Origin of the sequence: Streptomyces sp. NPDC050121 (genome assembly GCF_044460385.1) — a bacterium.
GTDB lineage: Bacteria > Actinomycetota > Actinomycetes > Streptomycetales > Streptomycetaceae > Streptomyces > Streptomyces soliscabiei.
The window spans coordinates 20,655-39,496 of sequence record NZ_JBITJV010000035.1 but is presented as its reverse complement, the minus strand read 5'-3'; the positions used below and the strand labels follow the sequence as shown (position 1 = coordinate 39,496).

The following is an 18,842-nucleotide window of genomic DNA, read 5'->3' as shown; positions in this document are numbered from 1 at the left end:
CTTGCGAGTCTCCGTGTGAATGTTCGGAACTCGCCGCCGGGCGGTCCGGGCCCCAGGCGAGCGTGGCGGCGACTACTGGCCGGAGTGTGCCGCCCTCCTTGTCCTCCCTGTTCCCCCTCGTCACGGTCGGTCGGTAAAACCGTCGTCATCGAGGGTCCTGGATTCCCATGTTCCGTGCCGGATTTCGTTGTTCCGCGAGCGAATCGCCTGTCGGAATAACTCCCCTTTCCCTTCCGTCCCTGGCGAATCTTCGGTTCTTGCCAGGGAAAGCCGGGCAAGTCAAAATTCCGCCAGGCGGTGCGATCGGTGTTTTTAGGACTTTATCCGTCGAAGGAACCAGGAAATCGTTTCTCCATATCTACGATCGCAAGCTATGACCGACATTCCACGGGACAACTCCGCGACCCGTGCGCGCTGGCAGACGTGCCTCAGGCTCGCCCGTGAACTCCTCCTCGTCGGGCCGGACGGCAAGGACCTCAAGCTCGGCTATCTCCACACCCTCATCGACACGGGCCACCTCGGCTCCACCCCCCACCCGCGCAAGAAGATCCTCGTCATCGGCGCCGGCATCACCGGCCTCGTCGCCGGCCGCCTGCTCAAGGACGCCGGTCACGACGTCACCGTCCTGGAGGCCAACGCCGGCCGCGTCGGCGGACGCATCAAGACCTTCCGCGCGACCAAGCACCACCAGCCCTTCGACGACCACGCCCAGTACGCCGAGGCCGGCGCCATGCGGCTGCCCGACTTCCACCCGCTGGTCCTCGCCCTCGTCGACAAACTCGGGCTCGGCCGCCGCCAGTTCTACAACGTGGACGTGGCCCCCTCCACCGGCAGCCGGCCCGATGTCCCCGTCCCTCCGGTGACATACACCTCCTTCACCGGCCGGAGTTGGACGTACGGCGACGAGAGCCCCGACTTCCGGGAACCCGACAAGCGCGGCAACTCCTGGATCCGCGCCAACCGCGTCCAGGTGCGGCGTGCCGACTACGCCACCACTCCCGAACGGATCAACGAGGGCTTCCATCTCACCGACGACGAGGTGCGCGCCCCCGTCGTGAAGATGGTCGACGACGCACTGGAGAGCGTGCGCGACTACTACTCCGACGTCGTCGACGGAAAGCGCGTCAACAAGCCGTTCGACGAGTGGGTCGAAGGCTGGGCCCGGGTGATCCGTGACTTCGACGGCTACTCGATGGGCGGCTTCCTGCGCGACCACGCCGGGCTCAGCGACGAGGCGATCGAGGCCGTCGGAACCCTGGAGAACATGTCCTCCCGGCTGCACCTCTCCTTCTTCCACAGCTTCCTGAGCCGCAGCGACATCAACCCCGGTGTCCGCTACTGGGAGATACCCGGCGGCAGTTGGCGCCTGCCGCACGCCCTCCATCAGGGCCTGCGCGACGAGGTGCGGCTCGGCCACCGCATGATCCGCCTCGAGTACCACGACCCCAGCCGCGACACCGACCCCGAGGGCACCGGCGCGGTCGGGCCCGACGGCTGGGGCGTGGCCGTGCAGACCGTCGCCGAGAACGACCCGCAGGCCCCGCCGCGTCTGTGGACGGCGGACCTGGCGATCGTCACCATCCCGTTCTCCGCCCTGCGCTTCGTGGAGATAGTCCCCTCGATGTCGTACAAGAAGCGCCGTGCCGTCATCGAGACCCACTACGACCAGGCCACCAAGGTGCTGCTGGAGTTCAGCCACCGATGGTGGGAGTTCACCGAGGACGACTGGCGGGACGAACTCGAGAGCATCGCACCGGGCCTTCACGAGTTCTACCGGCTGAGCGCCGAGGCGGTCCCCGATCCCGCGCTCGCGCTCGCCGCGTCGGAGACCGGTCCCACCCTCATGCTCCCCGGCCAGAACGCCGGCCTGCTCGGCGCCGCGGTCAAGGACGGCAGTGTCACCGAGGAAATGCGGCAGATCGACAGTGCCCTGCCGCTGCGCGGACCGGCGGTGCGCCCCGCCACCCACTGCTTCGGAGGGGGCTCTGCCACCGACAACCCCAACCGGTTCATGTACTACCCGTCGCACCGGGTCGAGGGCAGCACCGGCGGAGTGGTGCTCGCCTCGTACTGCTGGTCCGACGACGCCGCGCGCTGGGACTCCATGCCGGATGCGGAGCGCTACGTCTATGCGCTGCGCAACCTCCAGGCCCTGCACGGCCGCCGCATCGAGGTGTTCTTCACCGGCCGGGGCGCCACCCAGAGCTGGGCCCGCGACCCGTACGCCTTCGGTGAGGCCGCGATCTACACCGCCCACCAGATGACCAGCTTCCACCTGGACGTCTCCCGGCCCGAGGGCCCCGTGCACTTCGCCGGAGAGCACACCTCCCTCAAGCACGCCTGGATCGAGGGAGCCCTGGAGAGCGCCGTCCGTGCCGCCGTCGCCGTACACCAGGCTCCGCCGGTCACCACCCCGGGCCCGAACGTGGAGGACTGTTCATGACCGCGATCACCCCCGAGTGCACGGTCGCCCGCTATCTAGCCCTGCGGCTGGCCGAGTTGGGCATCACCCATCTGTTCGGCGTCCCCGGCAACCACCTCGGCCCGTTTCTGACGACCCTGCGGGCCGAGGGCGACATCGAGTGGGTCGGCACTCCCACCGAGGGCGGCGCGGGCCAGGCCGCCGACGCCTACGCCCGCATCCACGGCGTCGGCGCGGCCGCGGTCACATACAGCGTCGGCGCGTTCAACCTGCTCAACGCCTGCGGCGGCGCCTACGTCGAGCAGGTCCCGCTCATCGCCGTCAACGCCTCCCCGCCGTACGAGCAGTGGCAGAACTATCGCGCCCTCGGCATGCTCACCTCACACATGAGCCCCCGTCCGGAGAGCAACCTGGACGTCTACCGGCAGGTCACCGTGGACGCGCAGGTCATCTCCAACCCGGGCCTGGCCGCCGGTCAGATCGACGCCGCGCTCACCGCGTGCCTCTCCGAGCGCAGGCCCGTCTACCTGGAGGTCATGGAGGACCTGTGGGACGAGCCCTGCCCCGGGCCCGAGGAGCCGATCGTCCGTCACGAACGGCCGTTCAGCGCGCGTAACCAGGCCATGCTCGACCAGGCCGTGAACGCGATCCTCACCCTGGTCGAGGAGCATCCAGGGCCGGACGGCAGGCCCCGCCCGATCGTGTGGGCCGGCGAGGAGATCGACCGGCTCCGCCTCGGCGGCCGGCTCACCGACCTGGTCGAGGCCACCGGCGTGCCGTTCTGCACCACCGTCGGCGCGAAGGCCGTCGTCGACGAGGACCTGCCGCAGTTCCACGGCGTCTACAACGGCCACGCCAGCCACCCGGACGTGTACCGGATGTTCAAGGACTGGGCCACCTGCCGGATCGGGCTCGGCGCCTGGTCCACGTCGAAGAACCTCGGCGGCGAGCAGTGCGTCGGCGGCGACTGGGTGATGGCCGCGCACGGCGGCGTCAGCGTCGGCACCTCCTACTTCCCCGACGTCCAGCTCGCACAGCTGCTGCCCGCCCTCCAGGACGCCCTGGTGAAGGCGTACGGCTGCGGAGGCCCGGCCGCCGACTACTACGCCGAGGCCCACGCCCACCACGGACCGTTCGGCGGCCGCCCCGCCGCCTTGCGACACCACCGCGCCTCCCTGCGCACCAGCGGCTCGCGGTCCCGGCACGCCGACCGCCAACAGCTCACCTACGACGGCGCGTTCGACCGGATCAACCACTTCCTGGGCCAGGAGACCGAGGAGGACTGGACGGTCGTCTCCGATGCCGCGTTCTCCCTCATCGGCTCGATGAACCTGGCCCTGCCCGCGGGCGGGTTCCTGTCACAGGTCAGCTGGCTGTCCATCGGCTGGTCGGTGGGCGCGGCCACCGGCGCCGCGCTCGCTCCCGAACGCGGGCGCGCCCGCCCGATGGTGTTCGTCGGCGACGGCGCCTTCCAGGAGACCTGCCAGGAGATCTCCACCCACACCAGGCTCGGGCTCCGGTCGGTGGTGTTCGTCATGGACAACGGGCACTTCTACGGCATCGAGCAGATGCTGGTGCACCCGTCCTACTACTCCGAGCCGGGCTCCGCGGACCCGGAGGGCGCCGACTTCTACAACGTCCTGCACCCGTGGCACTACGACCGCCTCGCGGACGTCTTCGCCGGCAAGAACACCCCGGCGAACGGGATCAGCATCACGCACGCCTTCGAGCTGGACGACCTGCTGGCGCGCCTCACCGACCCGAACGACCCGGTCAACGCCGGACCGCTGCTGGTCCGCGTCCGCCTGCGCCGGCACGACTACCCGCGGGCGATGGCCTACAAGGTGCCGAAGCCCTCCGCGACGGCCTGAACCGGAAATCCAGGAAATTCTCGTATTCGAAAGGGGCAGGAAATGGCTGATCTCAACGTCCTGATCGCGTTCGACGCGGCCACGATCGTCGAGCAGAATCCCAACGCGTCGCGGAACCCCGACGCACCGACGTACGTCGACCACGGCCTGATCTACATGACGACGCGACACGATCACATCGTCGGTACGTCGGGGGCCGAGCTGAACCTCCTGGCGGAACCCGGGGACAGCATCAGGTGGCGGGAGACGACGCTGTCGCTCAGCAGCGACTACAAGGCACTGCTGTACAGGTACGTCAGCAGCGACCCGGAACACCAGCTCATCAGGACGCCGGAGATCGAGGTGATCGACGGCATCTTTCCGATTCCGAAGGAGGGGAGCGAGGGCAGGCCGGAATTCGTGACGCAGAACTACCAGGATCATTACTGGCGGGCGACCGTCAAAAAGCCCGGCAAGGTCGTGTACCACTTCTACTTCCAGATCCTGGACCGCCATCGGCAGTTGAAGGGGTATTTCCAGTGGGACCCCTTCATCACCATCGAAAATCCCTGACGGTGCCCGGTCGAGGGAGGCGGCCGACAGCCGCCGTCCTCGGCACGCTGGGCCGGCCCACCTGTGGGGGCGGGCCGCAGCGATGAGTTTCCGCGTCCGCGGGTGTCTGTCAGGCGACCTTTCCGAGCAGGCATCCGCACAAGGAGACGAACCATGAGCACCGAGCAGTCCACCCCGGCCAACGGCTTCTCCTACCACCTCACCCGAACCCTGTCCGCCCCCGTGGCGAAGGTGTGGCAGGCGTGGACCACCCCGGAGCAGTACGCCCGGTGGGCCTACGCCGTCGCCGGATCCGTCGAGATGGACGTACGGCCGGGCGGAGCGTGGAAGGCCACGGTGGCCACGCCGGACGGCGAGCAGGTCCCGCTGACCGGCTCCTATCTCGAGGTCGTCGAGCACCGTCGCCTGGTGGTCGGCATGGACGTACCCGGCAAGTCCGCGCCCGCGGCCATGACCATGGAACTCGACGAACAGGACGATCGCCAGACGCGGATCGGGCTCCACCAGACCTGCGACACCGCCGAGGAACGCGCCATGGCCGAGCAGGGCAGCACGATGCTCCTCGACAGCCTGACCGCCTTCCTGGCCGAAGAGAGCGAGTAGCCGACAGGACGAGTGGCCGGCAGGGCGAGTTGCCGGCACGGCGAGTGACCGAACCCTGCCCAGACCTGTACGCCGCTCACGGCACGTGGGCGGCGGGCGGGGCTCAGGCCGCCGTGACCACCTCGCCGCGGATCGCCGCGGCCCACTCCACCACCAGCAGCTCGTACTCCGCCCGCTCCTGGGCGGACAACGAGCCGCCCGCGCGCCGCCAGAGGGCCCGGATCTGCTCGTTTAACTCGGCTGCAGACCGCACGGAACCAGAGGTCACAGAATTGGGGGACATGCGCCAAGCCTAGGCGGAAGCACTGACACTGCGCTACCGGACGGCTACGCGTGCGGATATGGGGTTGGTCACGGCTGATCGATCAACCCGGGCTGCTCGCCGGCGAGTCCGGCGAGCAGCGGTTTGGAGCGGCGAGCAGCGGTGGTGATGAAGGGGTCAGCCCGCGGACTCCGCCGCGTGCGGGCTGAGCGCGCCCGTCGTCACCAGCGCGATGATGACGATGCCGAGGATGACGCGGTAGTACACGAACGGCATGAACGACTTGGTGCTGATGAACTTCATGAACCAGGCGATGACGGCGTATCCCGACGCGAAGGCGATCACCGTCGCGAACATCGTCGGCCCCCATGCCACGTGACCGCCCTCGAGGGCGTCCTTCGTCTCGAAGACCCCGGAGGCGAGTACGGCCGGAATGGCCAGCAGGAAGGAGTATCGGGCCGCGGCCTCGCGCTTGTAGCCCATGAACAGGCCGCCGCTGATGGTGGCGCCGGAGCGCGAGACGCCCGGGATGAGGGCGCAGGCCTGGCAGAGGCCGAAGATCAGGCCGTCCTTGACGCCCAGGTTCTCCAGGGTCTTGCGCTGCTTGGGCGCGCGGTGCTTTCCGCCGGTCTCGTCGCGGGCCGCGAGCCGGTCGGCGACGCCGATCACGATGCCGATGACGACGAGCATGGTCGCCGTGATCCGCAGGTCACGGAAGGGGCCCTCGATCTGGTCCTTCAACGTGACGCCCAGCACGCCGATCGGAATCGAGCCGACGATCACCAGCCAGCCCATCTGGGCGTCGTGGTCCTTGCGCATCGTCTTGTTGAACAGTGACCGGCTCCATGCCGAGATGATCCGGCCGATGTCCTTGCGGAAGTAGATCAGCACCGCTGCCTCCGTGCCGATCTGCGTGATCGCCGTGAAGGCGGCGCCCGGGTCCTTCCACCCGGAGAACGCCGCGGTCAGCCGCAGATGTGCGCTGGAGGAGACGGGGAGGAACTCGGTCAGCCCCTGGACGAGTCCGAGGATGAGGGATTCAAACCAAGACATGAGGTTACGGAGTCCAAGTGCCGATCGGGGAGGGCGACGGCGACGGCAGGCCCGCCGCGCGAAGTGATCAGGTGATCAAGTGTGTGCCGAGGGAAGCGTAGCGGTCCGCGACAACGGTCCCGGCACAGGGGTTTGGCAGGCGCCCCGCCACCCCTGAGCCGACGACACCCGCCTTGCGCCCCGACCGGCATGCGCCCGCACGTCCGACATCCCCACATGGTTGACCGGCTGCCCGGCCGCCGCATACGTTGCTGCTCAGGGAAAGCGCTTGCTGCGTGTGCGTGCTGCAGGCTTTCTGCTTGGTTGCTGGCCCGTCCGGTCTTGTGGCCGTTCGTCGGAGGAGTGCTGATCACGCCCATGTCCCCATCCAGTCGGCCGTCCGCTCCGCTGCCCGCGCCGCTCGCCGGGCGCCGTATCCGGGCTGCCGTCATCGGTACCGGCGCCATCGGTCGCGGCTCTCATCTGCCTGCCCTCCAGCAGCTCGCCGCCGAGGGCGAGATCGAGGTCGTGGCGGCTGTCGACATCGATGCCGGTGCCGTCGAGACGTTCTGCGCGCAGGGCGGCGTCCCGCACGGCTACACCGATCTGGAGCGGATGCTGGCCGAGCAGCGCCCCGACCTGGTGACCATCTGCACCCCGCCGACCCTGCACCGCGAGCAGAGCGTGGCCGCGCTGCGGGCCGGCGCCTGGGTGTGGTGCGAGAAGCCGCCGGTGCCGACCCTCGCCGACTACGACGCCGTAGAAGCGGAGGAGGGGGCGCACAGCGGCGGCCCGTACGCCTCGATCGTCTTCCAGCACCGCTTCGGATCCGGGTCGCGGCACGTGCGGCGGCTGCTCGCCGAGCAGGCTCTCGGGCGGCCGCTCGTCGCGCACTGCCAGACCACCTGGTACCGCGACACCGCCTACTACGCCGTGCCCTGGCGCGGCCGCTGGCAGACCGAGGGCGGCGGCCCCGCCATGGGCCACGGCATCCATCAGATGGACCTGCTGCTGGACCTCCTCGGTCCGTGGAGCGAGGTGCGGGCCATGGCCGGCCGGCTCGTGCACGACGTGGAGACGGAGGACGTCTCCACCGCGCTGGTCCGTTTCGAGAGCGGGGCCATGGCCACGGTCGTCAACAGCGTCCTGAGCCCCGACGAGGTCAGCCGCATCCGTATCGACTGCGAGCGCGCCACCGTCGAACTCACCCACCTCTACGGCCACTCCAACGCCGACTGGCGTATCACCCCAGCCCCCGACGTCCCCGGCGAGCAGGCCGCGGCCTGGCAGGACTTCGGCGCGGACGTCCCCAGCTCGCACCTGGCGCAGCTGCGCGAACTGGTCGCGAGCATGCGGGCCGGCCTGCGGCCGCGCAGCAGCGGCGTGGACGGGCGCACCAGCCTGGAGCTGATCACCGCGCTGTACAAGTCGGCGTTCACGGACACGACGGTGAAGCGGGGCGAGGTCGGACCCGGCGACCCGTACTACACGGCCCTGCACGGCGGCGCCCCCGGCTGGGCTCCGAACCCGAACCCGAACCCGAACCCGGTCACGGTCGACGCGGAGGTGTCCCCATGAGCGGCGACCTGCGTCTCGTCCACGCCCACGGCGACCGCCTCACGGTGACCGACCGGGTCACCGGCGTCGAACTGCTCGCCTACGTCTACCGGCCCGAGGCGGCCTGGGAGGCGCCGAAGCCGTACCTCCACCCGCTGCGGACGCTTCGGGGCGACCTCGTCACGGACTACCGGCCCAACGACCACCGCTGGCACAAGGGGCTGTCGCTGACCGCCTCCCACCTCTCGGGCGCCAACCTGTGGGGCGGCAATTCGTACGTCGACGGCGAGGGGTATCTCGCCCTCCCCGAGCGCGTCGGGTCGATGGCGCACGTCGGCTTCGACGAGGTGTCCGCCGTCGGCGGCCGGGTCGTGATCGCCGAGCGGCTGACATGGCACCCGTACAGCGGCGAGCTGTGGGCGGACGAGGCGCGCAGGATCGAGGTGCACGACGTCGACCCGGACGCCGGTTCCTGGGCGCTGACCTGGACCAGCGCCGTCACCAACCGCCGCGACGAGCCGCTCCGCTTCGGCAGCCCGACCACCGCGGGGCGCGAGCTGGCGGGCTATACGGGCCTGTTCTGGCGCGGCCCGCGCGCCTTCCGGGACGGCCGGATCATCGGCCCCGAGGGCGAGGGGCCCGGGCTGATGGCCTCACAGAGCTCCTGGCTCGCGCTCTCCGGCGAGCACGACGGCGCCGACGGTCACGCCACCGTCGTCTTCGAGCACGCCCCCGGGAACGACCACTCCGGTGCCCATGGCGCTCACCCCGCCCACTGGTTCGTCCGCAACGAGCCGTTCGCGGGGATCGCGCCCTCCTGGGCCTTCTTCGAGGAGCTCGTGCTCGCCCCCGGCGACACGCTCACCCGTCGTTACCGGGTGGTCGTGGCCGACGGGGCCTGGGAGCGGGAGGAGATCGCCAAGTACCTGGAGACGCACCCGTGGTGAACGCGTACCGGGGGCTGCCCGGCGGGGTCGCCGTCTCGCACCTGTGTGTGTACGACTGGCCGGCAGCCGACGGTCTGCTCGGCGGAACTCCCCATATGCACCTGGCCTGTTCGGAGGGATACGTCGTCACGGGCGGGGCGCCGTGCAGACCCTGACGGCGTCCGGGTACGAGGTCACGCCCCTCGCGCCCGGCACGGTCGCCTGGTTCACGCCGGGCACCATCCACCGGCTGGTCAACGAGGGTGACCTGCGCATCACGGTGCTGATGCAGAACAGCGGGCTGCCGGAGGCGGGCGACGCGGTGCTCACCCTGCCCCCGCGGTACCTCGCCGACCCCGCGACGTACGCCGCGGCGACCGCGATCCCGGCCGACGCCCCGCAGGAGGAGCAGGCCCGGATCGCCCGCGCCCGGCGCGACCTCGCGCTGGAGGGCTACCGGGCGCTGCGCGAGGCCCCCGAGGGGCTGGCCGCCTTCCACCGGGCGGCCGCCGCGCTCGTAAGGCCCAGGCTGACCGAGTGGCGCGAGCGCTGGCTCCGCGGCGCGCGGGCGGCGGCGCAGGCCACGGGTGAGCAGCTCGACCGGCTCGTGGACGGGGACGTCGCCCACCTCGCCGAGGCCGTGGTACGGGCCGAACAGCCGTCGGTGCGGGGGAAGTTCGGGATGTGCGGACGGCTGGACACGTACCCGCCCCCAAAGTGATGTCACACCGGCGGTGCAGAATGCCGCTCCATGACGCACCCCCCGACCGACTGGTCGCAGCTCAGGCACGCCTACGGGCCCGCCGACGACATACCCGGCCTCTTCGCCCGGCTGGAGGGAGGGCCGGGCGACCGGGAGATCTGGCACGCCCTCTGGTCGTCCCTGTGCCACCAGGGGGACGTGTACGGGGCGAGCTTCGCCGCGCTGCCGGTGCTCATGGACATCGCCGCCGGGCGGGCGGCCGGCGACCGGGACGAGGCGGTCGGGCTGGCCGGCTGCATCGTCGCCGAGGCCGATGAGGGGCTGAGGGCCCGGTACGCGGGTGAGATCGCCGAATTGCTCGCGGTGGGCCTGGAGTGCGTGACGCGGGTCCCCGCCGGCGACCCGCGGGACTTCGCGTACCGCCTGCAGTTCCTGCTCGCCTTCGAGGGCGTGCCGTTCTGGTCCCGGGAGCTGGAGTGCCTGCTGGAGGAGTTCGAGGCCGAGTGCCCCGAGTGCGAGGCCTCCACCCTCGTCCTGATGGGCGAGTACCTCGACGAGTGCGAGGCCGAACTCCATCCGGCCGACCCCGCCGAACTCACCGGCATCGGAGCCCGTCTGCACGCACTGGCCCTGGAGGCCGGACAGGACGTCGTGGCCGGCTGGCTGGTCCATCTGTTCGGCCGGGTGACGTGCTCCGAGTGCGAGACGGTGTTCGGCCTCGCGGAGAGCGCCGCCGCGTCCTGAGGCGACTTCGGCACGCACCCTCGATCCCGCCGGGCGACGTGCTACGCCGCTGACGGGCCCGCCACCGTCCACCCCGGTGCTTGCGGGTGGGCGCTCAGGTCCTCGTGACGGACCTCCTCGCCGCAGGCCGAGCAGGTGACCAGGGGGACCAGTTCGTTGCCGCAGACATGTTCGATCACCATGGGGCGGTCGTCGTCCTCGCGGAGGTGGCGGTCGCCCCACGCCATGAGCGTCATCAGGACCGGCTCCAGTTCGAGCCCCGCCGGTGTGGGCCGGTACTCGAAGCGCTGCGGGCGCTCGCTGTAGGCGTGCCTGGTCAGGATCCCGGCGTCGACGAGGCGGCGCAGCCGGGTGGCCAGGATGTCGCGCGGGGCGCCGATGTTGCGCACCAGCTGGTCGAAGCGGCCGTTGCCCATGCACACCTCCCGCAGGACGAGCAGGGAGTACTTCTCACCGACGAGGGCGAGGGCGTCGGCGATCGAGCAGGGGCGCGGGGCTTTCGAGCCCTTGGAGCCCCGGGAGCCCTTGGAGCCCTTGGAGTCTTCGGAGTGGTTGGTGGCGGCCATGCGATCAGTCTAGGGGAGCGTTGGAAAAACAAACCCGGGTTAGTTGGATTTTCCAACTCGCAGGGTTATGGTGGGTTTGAATTTCCTACTCGCCAGTAGGCGCCCCAGGCATCCCTGCTCGTGCTCGTCATGGAGGCCCCGCACATGCGTGACGCAGTCATCGTCGAAGCCGTACGCACCCCCATAGGCAAGGGCAAGCCGAACGGCTCCCTCGCCCACATCCACCCCGTCGAACTCCTCGCCCACACCCTGCGCACCCTCGTCGAGCGCTCGGGCGTCGACCCCGCGCTGATCGACGACGTCATCGGGGGCACCGTCGACCAGGTCGGCGAGCAGGCCATGAACACCACCCGCTACGCGCTGCTGTCGGCGGGCTTCCCCGAGACGGTCCCCGCGACCACCGTCGACCGTCAGTGCGGCTCCTCCCAGCAGGCCGTGCACTTCGCGGCCCAGGGCGTCATGTCCGGCGCCTACGACCTCGTCGTCGCCTGCGGGGTCGAGTCGATGAGCCGGGTGCCGATGTGGTCCAACGTGCCGCCCGGCAAGGACCCCTTCGGCCCGGGCGTGGCCGAGCGCTACCCCGAAGGGCTCGTCCCCCAGGGCGTCAGCGCCGAGCTCATCGCCGCCAAGTGGTCGATCACGCGGGAGCAGATGGACGCCTTCGCGGTGTCCTCGCACCGCAAGGCCGACGCGGCCAATTCGGCGGGTCTCTTCGACGCCGAGGTCGCTCCCCTGGACGGTGTCTCGCGCGACGAGTGCGTACGCCCCGGGAGCACGACCGAGATCCTCGCCGGCCTCAAGTCCGCCTACTACGACCCGGCCTTCGCCGAGCGCTTCCCGCAGATCGAGTGGAACGTCACCGCGGGCAACGCGAGCCCCGTCAACGACGGTGCGTCGGCCGTGCTCATCACCTCCGGCGAGACCGCCGCCCGCCTCGGTCTGCGCCCGCTCGCCCGGCTGCACAGCTTCGCCGTCACCGGCTCGGATCCGCTGCTGATGCTGACCGGCGTGATCCCGGCGACCGAGAAGGTGCTGCACCGGGCGGGGCTACGGCTCGACGACATCGACCTTTTCGAGGTCAACGAGGCCTTCTCCAGCGTCGTCCTGGCCTGGCGGCAGGAGATTGGCGCCGACCTCGCCAAGGTCAACGTGCACGGCGGGGCGATCGCCCTCGGGCACCCGCTGGGCGCGAGCGGCACCCGTCTGACGACGACGCTCGTCCACGCGATGCGTGAACGCGGCGCCCGCTACGCCCTGCAGACGATGTGCGAGGCGGGCGGGCTCGCCAACGCGATGATTCTCGAAGGCGTCTGAGGCGTTGTGAGGCGTCCGATACGTCAGGTCCTGCGCAGGTGGTGGCGTTTACGCCAGGCCACCGCCGCGCCGCCGACCGCCGGCAGGGCGATGCAGGCCATGGCGATCAGGAAGGCGGGCGAGGTCGGCGAGGAGGCACGCGCCCCGGCGACGACGTACGCGGCGGTGTTCGGTATCGACCCCAGCGCGGTCGCGGCCAGGAACGGCAGCCAGCCCATGCGGGAGACGGCGGCGCAGTAGTTCGCGGCCCAGAACGGCACCCCCGGGAACAGCCGGGCGGCCAGCATCGAGCGCATGCCGTGCCGGCTCAACTGGCCGTCCGCCGCCTTGAGCAGCCGGCCGCGCAGCAGCGGACGGAGCGCGTCCTGTCCGAGGACACGGCCGAGCCCGAACGCGATGCCGGCCCCCAGCACCGTGCCCGCCAGCGACGCGGTGAGACCCCACTGCGTGCCGAACAGTGCACCCGCGGCCAGGTTCAGCAGCGGTCTCGGCACGAACGCCACGGTGCACAGGCCGTACGCCACCGCGAAGACGGCGGCCGCCGAGACGCCGCCCAACTGCGGTGGCCAGCCGTCCGCGAGGAGCTTTTGCGGTTCGAAGAGCAGCACGCTCGACGCGGCCGCCGCGAGCAGCGCGACCAGCAGCGCGAACCGGGCCCAGGGCGAGCGAAGCGCTCTGCCGCAGCGCGCGGTGAAACCGCCGGACGCGGCGACGGGAGCCGCGACGGACGTGGCGAAGGGCACGGGAGCCGGTACGGGGACGAAGAGCTCCGTGGCGGTGGCCCGGGGAGGGGCCGTGGCGGTGCCCCCAGAGCGGGTGGTGGCATCGAGCATCCCGCGACAGTAACCGACGGACATGTGTGATCGCCGTATGGTCCGTCTCACCACCGTCACAGGTGCGGGCGCCACCCGTGCGTCGGGGCGTGCGGTCTCGCGCAGCGGAACGGCACCGAGAGCTGGTCGGCCGGGCGGGGTCGGCGGTGACGGCGAGCAGGATCACGAACCGGTCGTGGACCGTGTCCCCGTCCCAGACGGCGCGCGCCGCCGCAAAGCGGGCGTTCTGGAGGACATACGCCAACCGCCGAAAACCATTCGACACCGGACGAACCCTCGGCGATGATCGACACCATGTTCCGGTACGCCTTCGTCCTCGCAGCATCCGCAGTCGCGGATGCACCGAAGGCTGCCGTCCCGCTCCTCGTGGCCGCTGTCGACGGCGCCCGAAGCTGACCCTCTCCGGATCGTCCGGCGACCCCGCAGGGGGAGGGTCGGCCAGCTCCTCGGGGTCCCCACTTCCTACGGACACGCTTCGAGGTACAGCCATGCCCAAGACCGCCTACGTGCGCACCAAGCCGCACCTGAACATCGGCACCATGGGTCACGTCGACCACGGCAAGACCACCCTGACCGCCGCCATCACCAAGGTCCTCGCCGACCGCGGCGCCGGCACCTTCGTGCCGTTCGACCGCATCGACCGTGCCCCGGAGGAGGCCGCGCGCGGCATCACCATCAACATCGCGCACGTCGAGTACGAGACCGACACCCGGCACTACGCGCACGTCGACATGCCGGGCCACGCCGACTACGTCAAGAACATGGTCACCGGCGCCGCACAGCTCGACGGGGCGATCCTCGTCGTCTCCGCGCTCGACGGGATCATGCCGCAGACCGCCGAGCATGTGCTGCTCGCCCGCCAGGTGGGCGTCGACCACGTGGTCGTGGCCCTGAACAAGGCGGACTCCGCCGACGAGGAGCTCGCCGACCTCGTCGAGCTGGAGGTCCGGGAACTCCTCACCCAGCACGGCTACGGCGGCGACGCCGCGCCCGTCGTACGGGTGTCGGGCCTCAAGGCCCTGGCGGGCGACCCGCGGTGGACGGCCTCCATCGACGCGCTGCTCGACGCGGTCGACACGTATGTGCCGATGCCCGAGCGGTATCTCGACGCGCCGTTCCTGCTGTCCGTGGAGAACGTGCTCACCATCACGGGCCGGGGGACCGTCGTCACCGGCGCGGTGGAGCGGGGCACGGTCCGGGTGGGCGACCGGGTCGAAGTGCTCGGCGCCGGGCTGGAGAGCGTCGTCACCGGCCTGGAGACCTTCGGCAAGCCGATGGAGGAGGCGCAGGCGGGGGACAACGTGGCACTGCTGCTGCGTGGGGTGCCACGGGACGCCGTCCGACGGGGCCATGTGGTCACGGCGCCGGGGAGTGTCCGGCCGAGTCGTCGCTTCACGGCCCAGGTGTACGTGCTCTCGGCGCGCGAAGGAGGACGTACGACGCCCGTCTCCACCGGGTACCGGCCGCAGTTCTACATCCGCACGGCTGACGTCGTGGGCGATGTGGACCTGGGGGAGGTGGCCGTGGCGCGACCGGGGGAGCGGGTCGTCATGACCGTCGAACTGGGGCGGGAGGTTCCGTTGGAGCCGGGTCTCGGGTTCGCCGTCCGTGAGGGCGGACGGACCGTGGGAGCTGGCACCGTGACTGCCGTTCTGTGAGGGTGCGCGGGAGCCGTGTGGGTGACGGCCCCGCGCCCCTTCGGGGGTCGCAGTGCAGGCACAATGAACAGGTGGAAGCCATACCCGTCACCCGCGACGTCGATCACGGCATCGCCAAGCTGATGCCCGACGTCGACCGGGAGCGGGCCTGGCTGCTGACCGTCGACGGGGCGCCGCAGTCGTACGTCGACCTGGACGACCCGACGTATCTGGAGTTCGAGTACGCGCGGCGCCTCGGGCACGTCCTGGACACCGTCGCCGAGGCGGGACGGCCGCTGGCCGTGCTGCACCTCGGCGGCGGCGCCCTCACCCTGCCCCGGTACCTGGCTGCGACCCGCCCGGGCTCCCGGCAGGACGTCGTCGAGTTCGACCGCGCTCTGCTGGACCTGGTCGCCGAGCACCTGCCCGTGCCGGCCGGTGCGGACATCGCGCTGCACGCCGCAGACGCGCGGGCCTGGCTGGAGGCGGCCCCGGACGGCTCCGCCGACGCGCTCGTCGCCGACGTCTTCGGCGGCTCCCGGGTCCCCGCCCATATGACGTCCCTGTCCTACGCCCAGGAGGCCGGACGGGTCCTGCGTGACGACGGCGTCTATCTGGCGAACCTCGCCGACGCCGCGCCCTTCGGCTTCCTGCGGTCCCAACTCGCCAACCTCGCCGCGGTGTTCGAGGAGCTGGTGCTCATCGCCGAGCCGGCCGTCCTGCGCGGCCGCCGGTTCGGCAACGCGGTGCTCGTCGCCGCGCACCACCCGCTCGACGTGACCGCACTGGCCCGCCGCACCGCCTCCGACGCGTTCCCCGCCCGGGTGGAGCACGGCCCCGGCCTGCGTCAATTCATCGGCGACGCACGCCCGGTACGCGACGAGGACGCCGTACCCTCACCCGTGCCGCCCGACGGCGCGTTCGGCATCGGCTGAGCGGCCGACGCACGTGCGGGCGTATCTGTGCTGATCCCGCCCAGGACCGAGGACATCGGCATGCCCTCGGTCGCGGCCGGTCATGAGTCGGTCAGTTGTGCGTCGGCGTCCCGTGCAGCCGTACGGTGCTGAGGATCTGCATGATCGTGGCCTTCGGGAGCTCGTCCTTCACGCCCTTGGCCCCGTACAGGTTCCATGACACGTAGTCGCCGTTGGAGTTCTTGAAGCCGAACGTGATCGCCTTGCCGTCGCTGTCGCACTTGCCCTTCTGGGGCGTGTTCGTCGACTGGGCCCAGGCATAGCTGCCCTTGACGCCGGAGGCGGTCGTGAAGGGGGTGGCCTTCTTGTCGAAGGTGATGCTCTTCTTGTCCGGGTCGGTGTAACCGCCGAAGACCCACCACGCGGGCGTGTTGATCGCGATCTCGTCGGTGGTCTTGGCCCCCTCGGCCCCCTTGGAGCCGACCACGGCCAGCGCGGTGTCGTCGACCTTGCCGTCCTTGTCGGAGTCCGTGGAGCACCACTTCGACTTGAACTCGGCCGTGCCCCCCTGAAGGATGCGGTCGTAGCCGTCGGACTTCTTCTTGTCCTCCCACTCGAAGCCCTGGCTCAAGGTCGGGGACTGCACCTCCCAGTCCGCCGGCACGTCGAAGGCGATCCCCCACTTGGGGTTCACGACGACCTTCCAGCCGGCGACGGTCGGCTTCTCCGTCTCGTTGCTGCGCGGGTTGTCGTCCGTGTCGGACGAGGACGACGCGGAAGCGGAGGCCGACGTCGAGGTCGTGGGACTCGCGCTGCCCTTGCCCGCGTCGACCGGTTTGTCGTCGTCGCCGCCCAGCACCAGGAACCCGGTGACACCGGCGGCCACGACGACGGCCGATGCCGCGACGATCGCCACCAGCTTCGTCCGGTTGCCGCCTCCGCCGCCTGCGCCGGGCGGCGGGGTGGGCGCGCCCGCGGGCGCCGGTGCGCCCCACTGCGGCTGCGTGGGCGGCTGCGCGGGCGGCTGCGCATAGGGGTTGGGCTGCTGCTGGTATCCGGGCTGCTGATACGGATTCGGCTGCTGGTATCCCGGCTGTTGGTACGGATTGTTCTGCGCCTGCGGGTTCTGCTCTCCCCCGGGCGGCTGCTGTCCTGGCCACATGGCCAGAAACCCTAGTGCCGCCGGGGCATGGTGCGGTCACCGCCCCTGTCAGGACGTGCTGGCCAGCCGAAGCTACTCACAGGTAACATCGTGGTCATGAGCGCAGACCAGATGTCCATCGGCGAGATGCTCGCCGCCACGGTGCCCATGGCCCGGACCCTGAATCTCGAGTTCCTCGAGGCCGGTCCGGAGAAGGCCGTGGTCGCCCTGCCGGACCAGAGCGAGTTCCACAACCACGTGGGCGGGCCGCACGCCGGGGCGATGTTCACGCTCGGCGAGTCCGCCAGCGGCGCGATCGTCCTGGCCGCGTTCGGCGACCAGCTCTCCCGCGCCGTGCCGCTCGCCGTCGGCGCCGAGATCGCCTACCGGAAGCTGGCCATGGGCGCGGTCACCGCCACCGCCACCCTGGGCCGCCCGGCCGCCGAGGTCGTCGCACAGCTCGACGCGGGGGAGCGCCCCGAGTTCCCGGTCGCGATCGAGATCCGCCGCGCGGACGGTGCCGTCACCGGCGAGATGACCGTGATCTGGACCCTGCGCCCCAACGGCTGAGCGTCGTGCGTACGAAAGCGACGGCCCCGGGCAGGTGCACACCACCGCCGGGGCCGTCGCGCTGTCCCGGGCCCGTGACGCAATCGCGCCGTCAGGCCGTCAGGCCGCCAACCGCTCCCGTTGTGTCCCGCCGCCTTCCAGGCTCGCCACGAACTCCTTGAGCCAGGCCACGAACTCCGGTCCCAGGTCGGGACGGTCGCAGGCCAGCCGGACGACCGTGCGCAGGTAGTCGGCCTTGTCGCCGGTGTCGTAGCGGCGGCCGGAGAAGATCACGCCGTGCACCGTGCCGCCCGCCGCGAGTTCCTGCAGGGCGTCGGTGAGCTGGATCTCGCCGCCGCGGCCCGGCTGGGTGCGCTCCAGGACGTCGAAGACGGCCGGGTCGAGGATGTAGCGCCCGATGACCGCGTACCGGCTCGGCGCGTCCTGGCGTGCGGGCTTCTCCACCAGGCCGGTGACGCGCACGACCCCCTCCTCGCCGGACGGCTCCACGGCCGCGCAGCCGTAGAGGTGGACCTGCTCCGGCGGGACCTCCATCAGGGCGACCACGCTGCCGGCGTACCGCTCGCGGACCTCGAGCATGCTGCTGAGCAGGGTCTCGCGCGGGTCGATGAGATCGTCGCCCAGGAGCACGGCGAACGGCTGGTCGCCCACGTGGTTGCGGGCGCACAGCACCGCGTGGCCGAGGCCGAGCGGGTCGCCCTGCCGGATGTGGTGGATGTCGGCGAGCCGGGCCGGGTCGCGCACCGCGTCCAGTCGCACGGTGTCGCCCTTGGCGGCGAGCGCCTGCTCCAGTTCGAAGGCGTGGTCGAAGTGGTCCTCGATGGCGCGCTTGTGCCGGCCGGTGACCATCAGGACGTCGTCCAGACCGGCGGCGGCAGCCTCCTCGACGACGTACTGGATGGCCGGCTTGTCGACGACCGGCAGCATCTCCTTGGGGGTCGCCTTGGTGGCCGGCAGGAAACGGGTGCCGAGACCGGCGGCCGGGACGACCGCTTTTCGGACACGGGGTGCGGAGTGGGGGGTGCTCATGCGGAGCATGCTGGCCCACCGGGATGGGAGAACGCCGAGAGCCGCCTCTGAGATTCCTGTGGGCCGGTCCCGTACCGGGGCGGCCGGCCCCGCGAGGGCCGGAAGTTGGAGATTCCGTGCCTCATCCGGCTTCCCGCGTACACAAGTTGAGTCCCACAGTCCGGGT

Annotated in this window: 17 protein-coding genes and 1 pseudogene; 12 read left to right on the top strand and 6 right to left on the bottom strand. The window is 70.8% G+C overall.

Annotated elements, in window-relative coordinates; all coding sequences use genetic code 11:
* The first annotated feature begins 373 nt into the window (after positions 1–373).
* The 4 genes from ACIBTS_RS37420 to ACIBTS_RS37405 all read left to right on the top strand — a co-directional run bounded on the left by ACIBTS_RS37420 (position 374) and on the right by ACIBTS_RS37405 (position 5,448).
* Positions 374–2,443 (top strand): flavin monoamine oxidase family protein, encoded by a 2,070-nt coding sequence (locus tag ACIBTS_RS37420; RefSeq protein WP_399325145.1) that lies wholly within the window; start codon positions 374–376, stop codon positions 2,441–2,443.
* Positions 2,440–4,293, top strand: a complete 1,854-nt coding sequence (locus tag ACIBTS_RS37415) for a thiamine pyrophosphate-binding protein (protein WP_399325144.1) — start codon at positions 2,440–2,442, stop codon at positions 4,291–4,293. The genes ACIBTS_RS37420 and ACIBTS_RS37415 overlap by 4 nt, the downstream gene beginning before the upstream one ends.
* 42 nt (positions 4,294–4,335) lie before the next feature.
* Entirely contained in the window at positions 4,336–4,845 is a 510-nt protein-coding gene (locus ACIBTS_RS37410; RefSeq protein ID WP_399325143.1) for an inclusion body family protein, read from the top strand.
* A gap of 153 nt (positions 4,846–4,998) precedes the next feature.
* On the top strand, positions 4,999–5,448 hold the full coding sequence (locus ACIBTS_RS37405; RefSeq protein WP_399325142.1) for an SRPBCC domain-containing protein: 450 nt from the start codon (positions 4,999–5,001) through the stop codon (positions 5,446–5,448).
* Positions 5,449–5,551: 103 nt separating this feature from the next.
* On the opposite strand, the gene ACIBTS_RS37400 is transcribed toward ACIBTS_RS37405, so the two are convergent.
* The gene (locus ACIBTS_RS37400; protein WP_399325141.1) at positions 5,552–5,731 is read right to left on the bottom strand and encodes a hypothetical protein; all 180 of its coding nucleotides are present in this window, start codon (positions 5,729–5,731) and stop codon (positions 5,552–5,554) included.
* Positions 5,732–5,887: 156 nt separating this feature from the next.
* Positions 5,888–6,763, bottom strand: coding sequence for an undecaprenyl-diphosphate phosphatase (locus tag ACIBTS_RS37395; RefSeq protein WP_399325140.1), 876 nt, complete (start codon positions 6,761–6,763; stop codon positions 5,888–5,890).
* Between the two features lie 357 nt (positions 6,764–7,120).
* Here ACIBTS_RS37395 and ACIBTS_RS37390 point away from each other — a divergent pair, with 357 nt between their 5' ends.
* The 4 genes and pseudogenes from ACIBTS_RS37390 (at position 7,121) to ACIBTS_RS37375 (ending at position 10,672) form a co-directional block, all read left to right on the top strand.
* Positions 7,121–8,320, top strand: a complete 1,200-nt coding sequence (locus ACIBTS_RS37390; RefSeq protein ID WP_399325139.1) for a Gfo/Idh/MocA family protein — start codon at positions 7,121–7,123, stop codon at positions 8,318–8,320.
* On the top strand, positions 8,317–9,246 hold the full coding sequence (locus tag ACIBTS_RS37385) for a PmoA family protein (RefSeq protein ID WP_399325138.1): 930 nt from the start codon (positions 8,317–8,319) through the stop codon (positions 9,244–9,246). Before ACIBTS_RS37390 ends, ACIBTS_RS37385 begins: the two co-directional genes overlap by 4 nt.
* Positions 9,240–9,946 (top strand): annotated as a pseudogene (locus ACIBTS_RS37380) (cupin domain-containing protein). The gene ACIBTS_RS37385 and the pseudogene ACIBTS_RS37380 overlap by 7 nt, the downstream one beginning before the upstream one ends.
* A gap of 30 nt (positions 9,947–9,976) precedes the next feature.
* The gene (locus ACIBTS_RS37375; RefSeq protein WP_399325137.1) at positions 9,977–10,672 is read left to right on the top strand and encodes a hypothetical protein; all 696 of its coding nucleotides are present in this window, start codon (positions 9,977–9,979) and stop codon (positions 10,670–10,672) included.
* A gap of 41 nt (positions 10,673–10,713) precedes the next feature.
* Here the strand turns inward: ACIBTS_RS37375 and ACIBTS_RS37370 are convergent, their stop codons facing one another.
* On the bottom strand, positions 10,714–11,238 hold the full coding sequence (locus tag ACIBTS_RS37370) for a winged helix-turn-helix transcriptional regulator (RefSeq protein ID WP_399325136.1): 525 nt from the start codon (positions 11,236–11,238) through the stop codon (positions 10,714–10,716).
* A 144-nt stretch (positions 11,239–11,382) separates the two neighbouring features.
* Between ACIBTS_RS37370 and ACIBTS_RS37365 the strand changes: the two genes are divergently transcribed.
* The gene (locus tag ACIBTS_RS37365; RefSeq protein WP_399325135.1) at positions 11,383–12,552 is read left to right on the top strand and encodes a thiolase family protein; all 1,170 of its coding nucleotides are present in this window, start codon (positions 11,383–11,385) and stop codon (positions 12,550–12,552) included.
* A 23-nt stretch (positions 12,553–12,575) separates the two neighbouring features.
* Here ACIBTS_RS37365 and ACIBTS_RS37360 read toward each other — a convergent pair whose 3' ends face one another.
* A complete protein-coding gene (locus tag ACIBTS_RS37360; RefSeq protein ID WP_319672827.1) occupies positions 12,576–13,385 on the bottom strand; it encodes a VTT domain-containing protein in 810 nt (269 codons plus the stop codon).
* Positions 13,386–13,873: 488 nt separating this feature from the next.
* Between ACIBTS_RS37360 and tuf the strand changes: the two genes are divergently transcribed.
* Together tuf and ACIBTS_RS37350 are read left to right on the top strand one after the other, a co-directional pair.
* The gene (gene tuf / locus ACIBTS_RS37355) at positions 13,874–15,043 is read left to right on the top strand and encodes an elongation factor Tu (protein WP_399325134.1); all 1,170 of its coding nucleotides are present in this window, start codon (positions 13,874–13,876) and stop codon (positions 15,041–15,043) included.
* 122 nt (positions 15,044–15,165) lie between these two features.
* Entirely contained in the window at positions 15,166–15,957 is a 792-nt protein-coding gene (locus tag ACIBTS_RS37350; RefSeq protein WP_399325192.1) for a spermidine synthase, read from the top strand.
* A 91-nt stretch (positions 15,958–16,048) separates the two neighbouring features.
* Here ACIBTS_RS37350 and ACIBTS_RS37345 read toward each other — a convergent pair whose 3' ends face one another.
* Positions 16,049–17,098 carry a hypothetical protein gene (locus ACIBTS_RS37345; RefSeq protein WP_399325133.1) on the bottom strand — a complete coding sequence of 350 codons (1,050 nt, stop codon included), beginning with the start codon at positions 17,096–17,098 and terminating at the stop codon, positions 16,049–16,051.
* 111 nt (positions 17,099–17,209) lie between these two features.
* Here ACIBTS_RS37345 and ACIBTS_RS37340 point away from each other — a divergent pair, with 111 nt between their 5' ends.
* Positions 17,210–17,647, top strand: coding sequence for a DUF4442 domain-containing protein (locus ACIBTS_RS37340; RefSeq protein ID WP_079663679.1), 438 nt, complete (start codon positions 17,210–17,212; stop codon positions 17,645–17,647).
* Positions 17,648–17,746: 99 nt separating this feature from the next.
* Here the strand turns inward: ACIBTS_RS37340 and galU are convergent, their stop codons facing one another.
* On the bottom strand, positions 17,747–18,685 hold the full coding sequence (gene galU, locus ACIBTS_RS37335; protein WP_399325132.1) for a UTP--glucose-1-phosphate uridylyltransferase GalU: 939 nt from the start codon (positions 18,683–18,685) through the stop codon (positions 17,747–17,749).
* Positions 18,686–18,842: the final 157 nt, after the last annotated feature.